The 13104-nt window shown below is 59.8% G+C and carries 12 protein-coding genes; 3 read left to right on the top strand and 9 right to left on the bottom strand.

Going from position 1 to position 13104, the window contains the following annotated elements; genetic code table 11:
- Window positions 1-204: 204 nt before the first annotated feature.
- Window positions 205-1554 carry an FAD-dependent oxidoreductase gene (locus ACWNZ1_RS03690; protein ID WP_256452556.1) on the top strand — a complete coding sequence of 450 codons (1350 nt, stop codon included), beginning with the start codon at window positions 205-207 and terminating at the stop codon, window positions 1552-1554.
- 325 nt (window positions 1555-1879) lie between these two features.
- Here ACWNZ1_RS03690 and ACWNZ1_RS03685 read toward each other — a convergent pair whose 3' ends face one another.
- On the bottom strand, window positions 1880-2989 hold the full coding sequence (locus ACWNZ1_RS03685) for a PilT/PilU family type 4a pilus ATPase (protein WP_135844731.1): 1110 nt from the start codon (window positions 2987-2989) through the stop codon (window positions 1880-1882).
- 133 nt (window positions 2990-3122) lie between these two features.
- On the opposite strand from ACWNZ1_RS03685, the gene ACWNZ1_RS03680 reads away from it, so the two are divergent.
- Together ACWNZ1_RS03680 and ACWNZ1_RS03675 are read left to right on the top strand one after the other, a co-directional pair.
- Window positions 3123-5660: a PAS domain-containing hybrid sensor histidine kinase/response regulator gene (locus ACWNZ1_RS03680; RefSeq protein ID WP_135844730.1), complete on the top strand. Its 2538-nt coding sequence runs from the start codon at window positions 3123-3125 to the stop codon at window positions 5658-5660.
- Between the two features lie 48 nt (window positions 5661-5708).
- Entirely contained in the window at window positions 5709-5984 is a 276-nt protein-coding gene (locus ACWNZ1_RS03675) for a peptidylprolyl isomerase (protein ID WP_003182808.1), read from the top strand.
- An 81-nt stretch (window positions 5985-6065) separates the two neighbouring features.
- Here the strand turns inward: ACWNZ1_RS03675 and ACWNZ1_RS03670 are convergent, their stop codons facing one another.
- The 8 genes from ACWNZ1_RS03670 to ACWNZ1_RS03635 all read right to left on the bottom strand — a co-directional run bounded on the left by ACWNZ1_RS03670 (window position 6066) and on the right by ACWNZ1_RS03635 (window position 12768).
- Complete coding sequence (locus ACWNZ1_RS03670) at window positions 6066-6983, bottom strand: sugar kinase (protein WP_256452555.1); 918 nt, start codon at window positions 6981-6983, stop codon at window positions 6066-6068.
- Window positions 6984-7136: 153 nt separating this feature from the next.
- Window positions 7137-8354: an amino acid deaminase gene (locus ACWNZ1_RS03665; RefSeq protein ID WP_256452554.1), complete on the bottom strand. Its 1218-nt coding sequence runs from the start codon at window positions 8352-8354 to the stop codon at window positions 7137-7139.
- A 41-nt stretch (window positions 8355-8395) separates the two neighbouring features.
- Window positions 8396-9160, bottom strand: a complete 765-nt coding sequence (locus tag ACWNZ1_RS03660; protein WP_135844727.1) for an IclR family transcriptional regulator — start codon at window positions 9158-9160, stop codon at window positions 8396-8398.
- 140 nt (window positions 9161-9300) lie between these two features.
- Window positions 9301-9690: a RidA family protein gene (locus ACWNZ1_RS03655; protein WP_135844726.1), complete on the bottom strand. Its 390-nt coding sequence runs from the start codon at window positions 9688-9690 to the stop codon at window positions 9301-9303.
- A 37-nt stretch (window positions 9691-9727) separates the two neighbouring features.
- Window positions 9728-10534 carry an amino acid ABC transporter ATP-binding protein gene (locus tag ACWNZ1_RS03650; RefSeq protein ID WP_256452553.1) on the bottom strand — a complete coding sequence of 269 codons (807 nt, stop codon included), beginning with the start codon at window positions 10532-10534 and terminating at the stop codon, window positions 9728-9730.
- Window positions 10531-11193 (bottom strand): amino acid ABC transporter permease, encoded by a 663-nt coding sequence (locus ACWNZ1_RS03645; protein ID WP_256452552.1) that lies wholly within the window; start codon window positions 11191-11193, stop codon window positions 10531-10533. Before ACWNZ1_RS03645 ends, ACWNZ1_RS03650 begins: the two co-directional genes overlap by 4 nt.
- A 9-nt stretch (window positions 11194-11202) precedes the next feature.
- The gene (locus ACWNZ1_RS03640; protein WP_135844723.1) at window positions 11203-11865 is read right to left on the bottom strand and encodes an amino acid ABC transporter permease; all 663 of its coding nucleotides are present in this window, start codon (window positions 11863-11865) and stop codon (window positions 11203-11205) included.
- Between the two features lie 54 nt (window positions 11866-11919).
- Entirely contained in the window at window positions 11920-12768 is an 849-nt protein-coding gene (locus tag ACWNZ1_RS03635; RefSeq protein ID WP_135844722.1) for a transporter substrate-binding domain-containing protein, read from the bottom strand.
- Between the last annotated feature and the right edge of the window lie 336 nt (window positions 12769-13104).

Raw genomic sequence — 13104 nt, 5'->3', positions numbered from 1 at the left:
GAAACTGAATTTTCCCACAATAAAAAGCTTGATCAAGCTAACACCTACCAACACCCATACATGGGAAATATCCGGTTAAAGATTGCGCCCGCTTAAAAGCTTTACGGATAGCAAAAAAAGCCAATAGACTTTAAAAAGATAGCTTATCGCGAACGCGCACCCCACTTAAATTTCATTCAAACAACCCAGCGCAGAGTCCAACTCATGAACCATCGATATTTTGGTGACGCCCTCATAAGCAAATATGAGGACGTCAGCATTATCTTTCCTGACGACAGCACTTATGAGAAGACCAGGCAAGTCTATAACAGGATGCACGACCTTTATCCGTCGATGATTATTCAAACCCTGAACCGAGCAGCATTAAAGGAGATCGTCAGCTTTGTCACGGCCAATGACATAGAACTCGCTATCCGGGGTGGCGGGCACCACATTGCGGGCTTCGGTTCCACGCAGGGAGGCATACTGCTCGATTTCTCACCTTACAACGATATCGTGATTGATGAAAACCATAAAGTTGCCCGCGTCCTGCCGGGGGCACGGTTAAAGGATGTGGATGATGCACTTTGCCAACATGGATACGTCATACCTACCGGCACGGTGAGTGATACGGGTATTGCTGGATTGACGCTGGGCGGTGGTATTGGCTGGCTACTGGGGAAGTACGGCTATACCTGTGAGAATCTTGTTGGCGCAGATGTACTTCTGGCTACAGGGGCTCTCGTAAGGGCCGAAGATCCGGGGCATGAGGATTTGTTGTGGGCGTTGCGCGGCGGAGGCGGAAATTTTGGTATCGTACTTGAATTCAGGTACAAGCTATCGAGACTGCCTTCCGTTTATTGTGGCACCCTGGAATTCACTGGAAATGATGTCGAAGCTGCATTGAGCGACCTGTTTGAATATCTGGACAATCACTGCCCATCCAACTTGGTTGTCGCTCCGGTTCTTCATCGCCATAAAAACTCAATGGAGTGTATGCTCTCCATCGATTTCTGTTTAAGCGACTCAATCGATTATTCAGAAATCAAAAATCTCGAAGAATATTTGAGCCAGACTATCAAGCACACTTATCTGACCAGTGACTTTCTGACATGGCAATCATGGTCTGATGAGCGTTTTGCTCAACCGATGAGAGGATACTGGAAATCAGTGTGCCCCGAAATCATGGGAGAGAATATGCCGCATTTGTTAACGGATTGGCAAAAAAGAATCCCAGGACCTAACTGCAGTGTGATGATAGAACATCTGAACCCATCCAGAAGAGAAAAATCAGGCGTGGAGTCAGCACTTGCGATAAAAACGATGAACTATGGAATTTTATTTTCCGCTCGCTGGACGTCCTCAAGTGATGACGCCAAATACGTGAGCTGGGTCAAAAGCGCCGCGAGCTCGATCACTAACGCTGCGGAAGCACTTTCATACTCAAATTACACGCCCGATGAAGAAAACACCAAGTCCTCAGTATTTTCGAATAGCGATAACAGGCTATCTTTCACAAAGAAAAAATATGACCCACTGAACGTCTTCCGCCGCAACCACAACATTACAAAATAATAAGTTACGCCCCCCCAAAATCTTGCCCAGTTGATGCATTCATTCAGCACCCCCTATAAAAACCAAAAAAATCGACATAAAGAGCACAACCATGTGTGGAATACTCGCCGTATACTCCCCAGCCGCCGACATCCAGCCCGTACACATAGATAAAGCACTCGCAGAATTGAATCATCGCGGCCCTGACTTCAGAAGCCGCTATATATCACCCGATAGAAAAGTCGCCCTGGGGCATAGATGCTGTTTGGGGTAAATGCGTTTCATAACTCATTCAGTCATTAACCTTGCACCTCCAATGTCCAACAACGCACGGATGAGGCGCTTATCAGTCCATCAGGCCCCATTCGCCCGACGGCGCTTGGGGCTGCGGTGATGCTTCGGCGTGCAATTTCAACTGCAGCCGCAGGTTGTTCACCGAGTCCGCATGCTTCAGTGCTTCCTCCTCTTCAATCACGCCCTCGACGACCAGCGCGTAAAGCGCGTGGTCGAACGTTTGCATCCCTTGCTCCACGGACTTTTCCATAATCCCCTTGAGTTCAGAAAACTGATTGCTCCTGATCAGGTCGGCCACCGTGGGCGAGCCCAGCATCACCTCCACCGCCGCCCGGCGCTGACCGGTGCGGGTGCGCACCAGGCGCTGGGAGACGAATGCCTTGAGGTTGTTGCCCAGATCGTTCAGCAGTTGCGGCCGGCGCTCCTCAGGGAAGAAATTGATCACCCGGTCCAGGGCCTGGTTGGCGTTGTGGGCATGCAGCGTGGAAATCACCAGGTGCCCGGTGTCGGCGAAGGCCAGGGCGTGTTCCATGGTTTCACGATCACGGATTTCGCCGATCAGCACCACGTCCGGCGCCTGGCGCAGGGTGTTTTTCAGGGCCGCATGAAAACTGCGGGTGTCGACACCGACTTCGCGCTGGTTGATGATCGATTTCTTATGCCGATGGATATACTCCACCGGGTCTTCGATGGTGATGATGTGGCCGCTGCTGTTGCGATTGCGGTAATCGATCAGGGCCGCCAGGGAGGTCGACTTGCCCGACCCTGTCGCACCAACGAACAGTATCAGCCCTTGCTTCTGCATAATGGTGTCCAGTAACACCAGCGGCAGTTTCAAGTCTTCGAAACGCGGAATGTCCAGCTTGACGTTGCGTATCACCATGGACACATCGTTGCGTTGCTTGAATATATTGACCCGGAACCGCCCGACACCGGCCATGGAGATCGCCAGGTTCATTTCCAGCTCCCGATCGAACTCGAGGCGCTGTTCGGCGTCCATCAAAGACTCGGCGAGCCCGGCAATGTCGCCGACCTTGAATGCCTGGTTGCCCAAGGGCTTGAGCACGCCCTCGAACCGCACACACGGTGGCGCCCCGGTGGACATGTAGAGGTCGGAGCCATCCTGGCTTGCCAGGATTCGCAACAAGGGATCGATTTCCATGGACTGAAATTTCCGCGAGACATCAATTGAAACAAGCTGACCCGAGCATGAAACCCTTCAGACCAACCCGCGCTTACCTTCTTCAGAGGATAGTAGACGCTGTGGCACCGACACGATTTCCAGGGGGGGCGCAATGAACGCATTACCCTCCGGGAGCGACATTCAGAGCCTGATGGCCCGACTGGACTGGGCTGGCAGCCCGCTGGGCGCCGTCCAATCCTGGCCACAAAGCCTGCGCACCAGCGTGGACATCGTGCTCCACTCCCCGATGCCAATGGCCTTGCTGTGGGGCCCCCAACTGACCCACCTCTACAATGACGCCTTTGCCCGACTGGTCGGAGACAAGCATCCGCTGGCGTTCGGCCAACCGACCCACACCGCATGGCCCGAACTGCGGGGCGTCAGCGAACCGATTTATCACAGCGTGTTGCAAGGCCGGCCCCACAGCAGCCGCGATCAGCACTGGCGCCTGCCATTTGCCGGTCGCCTCTGCGACCTGTGGCTGGACCTGACCTACAGCCCCGTGCACGACGAAAGCGCTGGCGTCGCCGGCATCCTGATCACAGCCATCGAAACCAGCGAACGGCGACGGCTGGCCCAGGAGTTCGAACGGCGCTCCGAGGCCAGCCTCAAGGCCCAGTATGAAAGCGAGGAACGCTTGCAACTGGCCCTGGCCGCCACCGATGCGTTGGGCACCTGGGACTGGGATATCAGCGAAGATCGCTTCATCGCCGACGAACACTTCGCGCTGCTGCATGGCGTCGATCCGAGCCTGTCACGCCAGTTGCCCATCAGCGCCTACCTCGAAGGCGTGCACCCCGAAGACCGGGCCATGGTCGCTCGCAGCATCAAGCACTGCATCACCCACGGCACCGAATATGCCGAGGAATACCGTTTACTGCAGCCCGACGGTGACCTGCGCTGGGTGTTCGTGCGCGGTCGTTGCTACAAGGATCGCCACGGCCGGCCCAAGCGGTTTCTCGGTGCGGCCCTGGACCTGACCGAACGCAAGCACACCGAGCAGGCCTTGCGCCAGAGTCAGACCGAGCTGCAGTTGATCATCAACGCCATGCCGATCCTCATCAGCTATGTGGATCGCGAAGAACGTTTCCGACTGAACAACAGCGCCTATTTGGACTGGTACGGCCTGACGCCCCAGGAACTGTACGGCAAGACCGTACGCGAAGTGCTCGGTGAAGAAGCCTACGCAGCCCGCGCCGAGCAGATCGCCGACGCCCTGGCGGGCAAGCCCTGCAGCTTCACCGTACAAGCGAACCATCGCGACGGCCGCCCGCGCCATTCACTGATCAACTACCTGCCTCGCCGTGGCTCGGACGGGTCGGTGAACGGTTTCTACATCTTTGTGATCGACGAAACCGAGCGCAAAAAAACCGAAGAAGCCCTGCGCTACCTCAACGAAACGCTGGAAGAACGGGTCATCGCTCGCACCCAGCAACTGGCCGAAGCCAACCATCGTCTGCAAAGCGAGATGTTCGAACGCGAACGCGCCGAAGAAGCGCTGCGTCATGCCCAGAAAATGGAAGCTGTGGGCCAGCTCACCGGCGGTATTGCCCATGACTTCAACAACATGCTCACCGGCATTCTCGGCAGCCTCGACCTGATGCAACGCTACATCGCCGATGGCCGCGCCACCGAGATCGGGCGCTTCACCGAAGCGGCGGTGTCCTCGGCCAACCGCGCCGCCGCCCTGACCCATCGGCTGCTGGCTTTTTCCCGACGCCAATCGCTGGACCGCAAGCCGCTGGACCCTAACGGCCTGGTGCATTCACTTGAAGACTTGTTGAGCCGTACCACCGGCGATCACATCGTGCTGCGGCTGCAACTGGCCGATGAGCTGTGGCCGGTGAGCACCGATGTCAGCCAATTGGAAAACGCCTTGCTCAACCTGGTAATCAACGCCAGGGACGCCATGCCCGATGGCGGCGAACTGACCATCGAAACCGCCAATGTCTACCTCGACGGCGATGACATCAGCACCCTGGAACCGGTCAAGGCTGGGGACTACGTGATGATTGCCGTCAGCGACAACGGCAGCGGCATGACCCCCTCCGTGCTGGCGAAGGCCTTCGATCCGTTCTTCACCACCAAGCCCATCGGCCAGGGCACCGGCCTGGGGCTGTCGATGATCTACGGGTTCGCCCAACAGTCCGGCGGGCACCTCCACCTCGACAGTGTGCCGGGCCAGGGCACGCGGGTGCAGTTGTACCTGCCGCGGCTGTACGTCACACCTGCCGAACAGCCGACCGCACCCGTGGTTGTCGACGCGCCGGCGGCGGTCGCCGGGGAAACCGTATTGCTGGTGGAGGATGAACCGGCGGTGCGGATGCTGGTGCGCGATCTGCTGGAAGCCTTGGGCTACACCGCCCTCGAAGCCCAGGACGCCAAGACGGCCATTGTGCTGCTGGAGTCAGACCGACGCATCGACCTATTGGTGACCGATGTCGGCCTACCGGGCATGAACGGCCGACAACTGGCAGAAATCGCCCGCCAGCACCGACCCGACCTGAAAGTGCTGTTCATGACCGGCTATGCGCAGAAAGCCGCCGAACGCCAGGGCTTTCTCGACCAGGGCATGGACATGGTCGCCAAGCCCTTCACCCTCGATCTGTTGGCAAACAAGATTCGGACGATGATCAACCATGGCAACTGACTTGAGGCATAATCGCCGGCCCGTCACACCGCTCAGGTCACCGCTGCAATGAAAGCCCAAGCCCGCCATATCCTGGTGAAAACCGCCGAAGAAGCCGAACAGCTCAAACAACGCATCGCCAAGGGCGAAGCCTTCGATGTGCTGGCCAAGAAGTACTCCACCTGCCCGTCCGGCAAACGTGGCGGCGACCTCGGTGAAGTGCGGCCAGGGCAGATGGTTGGCGTGATTGATGCGGTGATCTTCAAGAAGCCGCTGCGGGTGGTGCATGGGCCGATCAAGAGCAAGTTCGGGTATCACTTGGTGCAGGTGTTTTACCGGGATTGAAATGACATTGCCCTGACAACCTGCCCCTGTGGCGAGGGAGCTTGCTCCCGCGCCACAGGACACACCCAACTTCCGGTGTAGTCAGTCCCTGGGCATCAACGCCCCCGGCACCTGAATAACCCGGCTCGCCAGCAGATGCCCGGCCTCGGCGGCCTCCTGCGGACTGCCGCCCAGCAAGCGACTCGCCAGGTACGCGGCGCTGAATGAATCCCCTGCCGCCGTAGTGTCCACTACCCGCTCGACCCGCTGGGCAGGCACCTCATAAGACTGGCCATCGCAACGGATCAGGCACGCCTCGGCGCCGCGCTTGAGCACCACTTCCGGCGTGCCGAGTTGCTCATACGCGGCGAACACCGCCTCACTGTCGGCATACCCGAACAGCGCCTGCTCGTCCTCCACCGTCAACAGCGCCAGCTCCACGTAGGGCAATACGCTGCGATAGGCCGCACGGGCCGCTTCAACCGAGGCCCAGAGCCTTGGCCGGTAGTTGTTGTCGAACACCACCTGGGCCCCGCGTCGACGTGCTTCGACCAGGGTTTCGATGAGTCTGACCCGCCCCTGCTCGCCGAGCACCGCCAGGGTGACGCCACTGAAATACAGCACATCGTAATCCAGTAACGCGGCGAGGATCGGCCCGGCGGCCGGGGTGGTGAAGCACTCGCGCACCGCCGCTTCGTTGCGCCAATACAGAAAACGCCGCTCGCCCGCCGCATCGGTCTGGATGCAATACAAGCCCGGCAAGCGCCCGGGCAAGCGCTGGACCCGTTCAAGGCCGATGTTTTCCGCGGCCCACTGCTCGCACATGGCATCGCTGAAACTGTCGTCGCCCAGGGCGGTGACATAGTCAACCGAGCCCCGCTCGCCCAAGGCGCGGGCCAGGTACACCGCGGTGTTCAGGGTGTCACCGCCGAAGCTTTGTTGCAGGCTGCCGTCGGCGCGTTGTTGCAGTTCGATCATGCATTCGCCGATCAGGGCGATGCGGGGTTTGGATGTACTCATGAATGATCCTGATGTTTCGGTGGTGTCTGGCAGGGCGCTATCGCGAGCAAGCTCGCTCCCACATTTGGGCCGTTGTGAACACACAATCCGTGCTCGCCAAACATCCCCTGTGGGAGCGAGCTTGCTCGCGATAGCCGCGACTCGGTCTGAAGGCTAGAAACAAGTCTCCATGCTCTCCACCACCCGCAACTGCTCATCCACCAGACACCCCACCCGCCACTTGTCGAACGTCAGGCACGGATGGGAAGTACCGAACGAAATGATGTCTCCGACTCGCAACGCAACCCCCGGTGCCACGCTCATGAACGCATGCTGGTCCATCACCGCCGTCACTTTGCAGCCGCTCACATCATCCCCCGCCACCGAAGCTGAACCCGGCTTGTAGCGCTTGAGCGGTACCGGCAGCCCGGCGTCGTAGGCCACGTCGCGCTTGCCCAGGGCGATTACCGCGAAGCCCGGCTCCGGCAGCGATTGCACGTGGGCCCAGACTTCCAGGGCCGGGCGCAGGCCTTCGTGCAGGTCACTGCGCCGCTCCAACACACAGCACTGGGCTTCTTTGTAGATACCATGGTCATGGGCCACGTAACTGCCGGGGCGCAGCACACTGAGAAAACGCCCGTGGGCATTCTGGGCTTCGAAGGATTCAGCGATCAGGTCGTACCAGGCCGAACCCGAGGCGGTGATGATCGGCTTGTCGATGGCAAACGCGCCGCTGTCCTGCAGTTGCACCGCCAGCCGCACCAGGGACGCAGCGAACGCGCGGATGCCGCTGATGGCGTGGTCACCGTGAATCACTCCTTCGTAGCCTTCGATACCGGTCAACGCCAGCGCCGGTTGCGCCCGGATCGCCTCGGCCAGGGCCAGCACCTCGGCCTCGGTCCTGCAGCCACAACGGCCGCCGACCACGCCGTACTCGATCATCACGTTCAACTGGATGCCGCGAGAGGCGAAGAACGTGCCCAGGTCAGCCACGTTGTCGGGATGATCGACCATGCAATGGAACTCAAACCCCGGGTCGGCCAACAAATCAGCGATCAGCGCCATGTTCGGAGTGCCCACCAATTGGTTGGCCATCAGCACCCGGCGCACGCCGTGGGCGTAAGCGGCACGGGTCTGCACCGCGGTGGCGAGGGTCAGGCCCCAGGCGCCGGCGTCAAGCTGGCGGCGAAACAGCGCTGGGGTCATGCTGGTCTTGCCGTGGGGCGCCAGTTCGGCGCCGCTGCCTGTGACGAAGGTTTGCATCCAGTGGATGTTGTGCTCCAGCGCCGCGCGGTGCAGCACCAGCGCCGGCAGGCTGACGTCCCGCAACAGGTGGGCGCCGACAGTGGCGGCGCCCTTCTCTATGCCCGCGTTAAGAATGGCAGAAGACATGTTCGAACTCCTCGCACACGGCCGCTTGCAGCCGCTGCTGTCTATTCATTGATGCGCCGGGCCAGGTTGTTGGCGCTGTCGATCAGCACCCGGCGGTAGTCGGCGTAATTGTTCTTGGCGTCGGCCCGTGGGGCGACGATGCACAGGGTTGCGATGGCCACGCCTGTGGGGTCTTTGACCGGCGCGGCGAAGCAATGGGTGAAGGTGTCGGCCACACTGTCGAAAGAGAAAAAACCGTCGAGGCCGGCCTGGCGGATTTCCTTGAGAAACTGCTCCAGGGGCAGCCGCTCGCCGTCCGGCAGGATGAAGTCGTCGGGGTCGATCAAATCGACGATCTGCTGGTCGCTCAAATGCGCCAGCAGCAGGCGCCCGGACGCGGTCCAGGGGATCGGCGCGTTTTCACCAATGTCCGATGAAATACGGAAATGCCGCTCGCCCTCCTTCATCAGCGCCACGGTGTATTTGCGCCCGTTGAGCAGGCACATCTGCGCGGTTTCGCGGGTCTGGCTGACGATCTCCTGCAACGCGTGATCGGCCTCGCGGCTGAGGTCGAAATGCCGCAGGTGCGCCTGCCCGAGAAAGTACAACTGGCGGCCCAGGTAGACGTGACCGTCCTTGCCCACGGGCTCGAGGATGCGTCGCTCCAGCAGCGACGCCACCAGTTCATAGACCGTGGACTTGGGGCTGCCGATGCCGCTGGCGATGTCGTTCGGGCGCAGCGGCTGGCCGATTTCCTTGAGGAAATCTAGGATATCGAACGCCCGATCCAGTCCCCGGGCCCGGCGTTTGATGGTGTCTTCGGTCATTTATTGCATTCCCGTTCATTGGTCGTAGGAGCTGTCGAGTGTAACGAGGCTGCGATCTTTCCCCAGCCAATTGAGTCTTGAGCGAAAGCCCGACAGATCAAGATCAAAAGATCGCAGCCTTCGGCAGCTCCTACAACGGTTCAGGCCTTTTTCTTGTAGGCGACGCAGTCAATCTCAACCTTGCAATCGACCATCATGTTCGCCTGCACGCAAGCGCGGGCCGGGGCGTGTTCCGGGCTGAAGTACTCGCCGAACACCTTGTTGAAACTCCAGAAGTCCCGTGGATCTTCCAGCCACACGCCGCAGCGCACCACATCCTTGAGGCCATACCCGGCTTCTTCGAGAATGGCGACCAAGTTTTTCATGGTCTGGTGCGTCTGCTCGACGATCCCGCCGACAATGATCTCGCCGTTCACCGCCGGCACCTGGCCAGACACGTGCAACCAGCCATCGGCCTCCACGGCGCGGGCGAAGGGCCGCGGCTGACCACCGCCTGCGGTGCTGCCGGTGCCGTAACGGGTAATGCTCATGGGTGTTTCTCCTTGCGGGTAAAAATGTTCAAGAAAATTAAAAACGGGTGTTCTTGAGAAATTCCGCCAGTCGCGGCGACTGGGGTCGTTCGAACAATTCTTTCGGCGGCCCCTGCTCTTCGATGCGCCCCTGGTTCATAAACACAATCTTGTCGGAGACCTCGAAGGCAAAGCGCATTTCATGGGTCACCAGCAACATGGTCATGCCGTCTTCAGCCAGGCCCTTGATCACGTTCAACACTTCGCCCACCAGTTCCGGGTCCAGGGCCGAGGTGACTTCGTCGAACAGCATCAGGCTGGGGTTCATGGCAATCGCCCGGGCAATCGCCACGCGCTGCTGCTGGCCACCGGACAACTGACCGGGGAAATGATCACGGCGTTCCAGCAGGCCAACCCGCTCCAGCCATTTCTCGGCCAGGGCCACCGCTTCGTCCTTGGGCAGTTTTTTCACCTTGAGCAGGCCCAGGGTGACGTTCTGCAACGCGGTCAAATGGGGAAACAGGTTGAATTGCTGGAACGCCATGCCGGTCATGGCCCGGTGCCGGGCGATGACTTTCTCGGGATGGCGCACGCGCTTGCCGTTGACGTCGTCGTAACCGATGGACTCGCCATCGAGGACGATCTGCCCGCCCTGGAATTCTTCCAGCATGTTGACGCAGCGCAGCAGCGTGGTCTTGCCCGAGCCGCTGGAGCCGATCAGCGTGACCACGTTGCCGCGCTGCATGCTCAGGTCCACCCCCTTGAGCACCTCCAGCGGGCCGTATTGTTTGCGCAAGCCGCGAATATCCAGCAGCGGCTGGGTGTTGGAGAGCTCTGTATTGGAGAGATTCGAAACGTCAGTCATGGCAAAGCCACCCGCTTTTCAATGTGCCGCCCGAGCAATTCGATGGCGTAATTGATGATGAAAAAGAGAAACCCAGCGAACAGGTAAAACTCCAGGGTCATGAAGGTCCGGGCGATGATCTGCTGCGTGCTGAGTAGCAGTTCGGCAACGCCGATCACCGACAGCAGGGTCGAGGCCTTGACGATCTCGGTGGAGGAGTTGACCCAGGTCGGCAAGATCTGCCGCAAGGCCTGGGGCAACAGCACGTAACCCAACGCCTGGAAGAACGTCAGGCCGATGGCCTGGCTCGCTTCCATCTGCCCGCGCGGCAATGCCTGCAAGGCCCCGCGCACGATCTCGGCGACGTGGGAGCCACAAAACAGCGTCAGGCCCAGGACGCCGGCCTGGAACGCGCCGATTTGCCAGCCCAGCGCCGGGGCCATGTAGAAGCAGGCCAGCACCAGCACGAACACCGGCGTGCCGCGAATCACGTCGACATAGAAACGAAACGGCGCGCGCATCCAGGTCCGACCGTAAGTCAGCACCAGCCCGGAGAACAGGCCGATCAAGGTGCCCAACAAAATCGCCAGCACCGAACACTGCACACTGGTCAGGAAACCGGCCCACAAGGTGTCCCGGGCGACCCACAACTCATGCAACCAACTGGGAGATTCGTACATGGAACACTCCTAACGGCGGATCGCCAGGCGCTGCTCGAAATACCGCAGCAGCATGGCAATGAAGTAACAGGCCGCGACATACAGCGCCGTGGTGACCAGCCAGGTTTCGATCACCCGGTAGCTCTCCACATTGATCTTGCGGGCGTAATAGGTCAGCTCGGGCACGGCAATCGCCGCCGCCAGGGAGGTGTCCTTGAACAGCGAAATGAAGTTGTTCGACAAGGCCGGCAACACGTTGCGCAGCATCACCGGCACGGTGACGTAGGCTTTCACCTGCCACTCGCCCAGGCCGATGGCCAGCCCCGCTTCCCGCTGTCCTTTGTGAATACTCATCAGCCCGCCGCGAAACACTTCGGTCAGGTACGCCCCGGCGTACAGCGAGAGGGTGATGACGAATGACGGCAGCTTGTCCAGGCGAATGCCCAGGCCCGGCAAGGCGAAGTAGATCAACAGGATCAGCACCAGGATCGGCGTATTGCGGATCACCGTGACATACACCGACGCCAGCACCCGCAAGACCCGGTGCTTGCTGAGCAGCGCAAATGCCATTGCCAGGCCGATCACGCACCCAATGGCGATCGACACCAGCGCCAGGGACAGCCCCAGGCCAAGCCCCGCCAGCAAGGTGTCGAAATCGCGCCAGACGGCGGCAAAGTTCAACTGATAATTCATGGTCGGCAGTACCTTCTCCGGGGCGCCCGCAAACGGCGCCCCGGGCTCACAGGGTCATTTGAATTCAACGGGGAAGCCGATCGCCGGCGACGGCAGGTCTACACCGAACCACTGCTTGAACGACGCCGCATAGGTGGGGAACTCCACCCCGGTCATGGCTTCATGCAAGGTGGTGTTGACGAAGTTCAGCCAGTCCTGGTCGCCGCGCTTGACCGCGCAGGCATAGGTTTGCGGGCTCCAGGCGTAGGCCGGGCTGCGATAGCGACCAGGGTTCTGCACCATCAGGTACTTGACCGAGGACTGGTCGGTGGCGGCGGCATCGGCACGACCAGAGTTCACCGCCTGATACATCAGGTCGACGCTGTCGTACTGGTCGACCTTGGCCTTGGGCAGCGCCTGGTGCACCAGTTCTTCGGCATAGACGTTCTGCAGCACGGCCACGGTGACACCGTCGCCGGCGGCCTTGAGGTCTTCGATTTCCTTGTACTTGCTGTTGTTTGGCAGCAGCAGGCCCACCCCTTCACGGTAGTACGGCAAGGTAAAGGCCACTTGCTGGGCACGGCTGGCGGTAACGGTGATGAACTGGCAGCTCATGTCGACCTTGTCGGTCAGCAGGTTGGGAATCCGCGCGTCGGAAGACTGCACCACAAACTCGACTTTCTCCGGGTCATTGAACAGGCCCTTGGCGACCATCCGCGCGATGTCGATATCAAACCCCTGCAACTTGCCATCCGCTCCCTGGAAGTGCCACGGCGCATTGGTACTGCCCGTGCCCACGATCAATTTCCCCCGTTGCAGCACGCTGTCCAGCTTGCTGTCGGCCGCCTGAGCGACACCCATGGCAGCCGTCGTGGCCGCGAAGAGAAAAACACACGCTTTGAACAAGGAAGGTCGGCGTTGCATGGCAAGCACTCCAGGGTAAGTTTATTCCGCTATACCGGAACTAAGTATGTAACAACGGAATAGACAGCAGAAAGTGTGCCATAGGCTTGAGGGCCATGGGTGAGGAAAATGGAAAGTGAAGGAAATCAGGGGGATGGGGAAACAGACCTGCGGACGGCGGCGTCCGCGTGCAAATGCTGTTGCTACCGTTGGCCACGACGCACGGGTAACAAGGCCCCAAACCGGAGCTGCACCGGGTGGCACTGCACCGAAACGAAACGGACGTGCGCTAAACGCAGAATTGGCGTTGTGAATGAGTGCCTGTGGGAGCGGCTTGCTCGCGAAGGCGGCGTGTCA

The sequence above is a fragment of the Pseudomonas sp. CFBP 5748 genome, from assembly GCF_053850495.1.
This window is presented reverse-complemented; position numbering and strand designations above follow the sequence as displayed.

What these genes read in the sequence shown, in the direction of transcription:
- ACWNZ1_RS03655 (WP_135844726.1), bottom strand. Translation starts at nt 9,690, where the DNA reads ATGAGCATTACCCGTTACGGCACCGGCAGCACCGCAGGCGGTGGTCAG.
- ACWNZ1_RS03645 (WP_256452552.1), bottom strand. Translation starts at nt 11,193, where the DNA reads ATGTACGAATCTCCCAGTTGGTTGCATGAGTTGTGGGTCGCCCGGGAC.
- ACWNZ1_RS03640 (WP_135844723.1), bottom strand. Translation starts at nt 11,865, where the DNA reads ATGAATTATCAGTTGAACTTTGCCGCCGTCTGGCGCGATTTCGACACC.
- ACWNZ1_RS03650 (WP_256452553.1), bottom strand. Translation starts at nt 10,534, where the DNA reads ATGACTGACGTTTCGAATCTCTCCAATACAGAGCTCTCCAACACCCAG.
- ACWNZ1_RS03635 (WP_135844722.1), bottom strand. Translation starts at nt 12,768, where the DNA reads ATGCAACGCCGACCTTCCTTGTTCAAAGCGTGTGTTTTTCTCTTCGCG.
- ACWNZ1_RS03685 (WP_135844731.1), bottom strand. Translation starts at nt 2,989, where the DNA reads ATGGAAATCGATCCCTTGTTGCGAATCCTGGCAAGCCAGGATGGCTCC.
- ACWNZ1_RS03690 (WP_256452556.1), top strand. Translation starts at nt 205, where the DNA reads ATGAACCATCGATATTTTGGTGACGCCCTCATAAGCAAATATGAGGAC.
- ACWNZ1_RS03680 (WP_135844730.1), top strand. Translation starts at nt 3,123, where the DNA reads ATGAACGCATTACCCTCCGGGAGCGACATTCAGAGCCTGATGGCCCGA.
- ACWNZ1_RS03675 (WP_003182808.1), top strand. Translation starts at nt 5,709, where the DNA reads ATGAAAGCCCAAGCCCGCCATATCCTGGTGAAAACCGCCGAAGAAGCC.
- ACWNZ1_RS03670 (WP_256452555.1), bottom strand. Translation starts at nt 6,983, where the DNA reads ATGAGTACATCCAAACCCCGCATCGCCCTGATCGGCGAATGCATGATC.
- ACWNZ1_RS03665 (WP_256452554.1), bottom strand. Translation starts at nt 8,354, where the DNA reads ATGTCTTCTGCCATTCTTAACGCGGGCATAGAGAAGGGCGCCGCCACT.
- ACWNZ1_RS03660 (WP_135844727.1), bottom strand. Translation starts at nt 9,160, where the DNA reads ATGACCGAAGACACCATCAAACGCCGGGCCCGGGGACTGGATCGGGCG.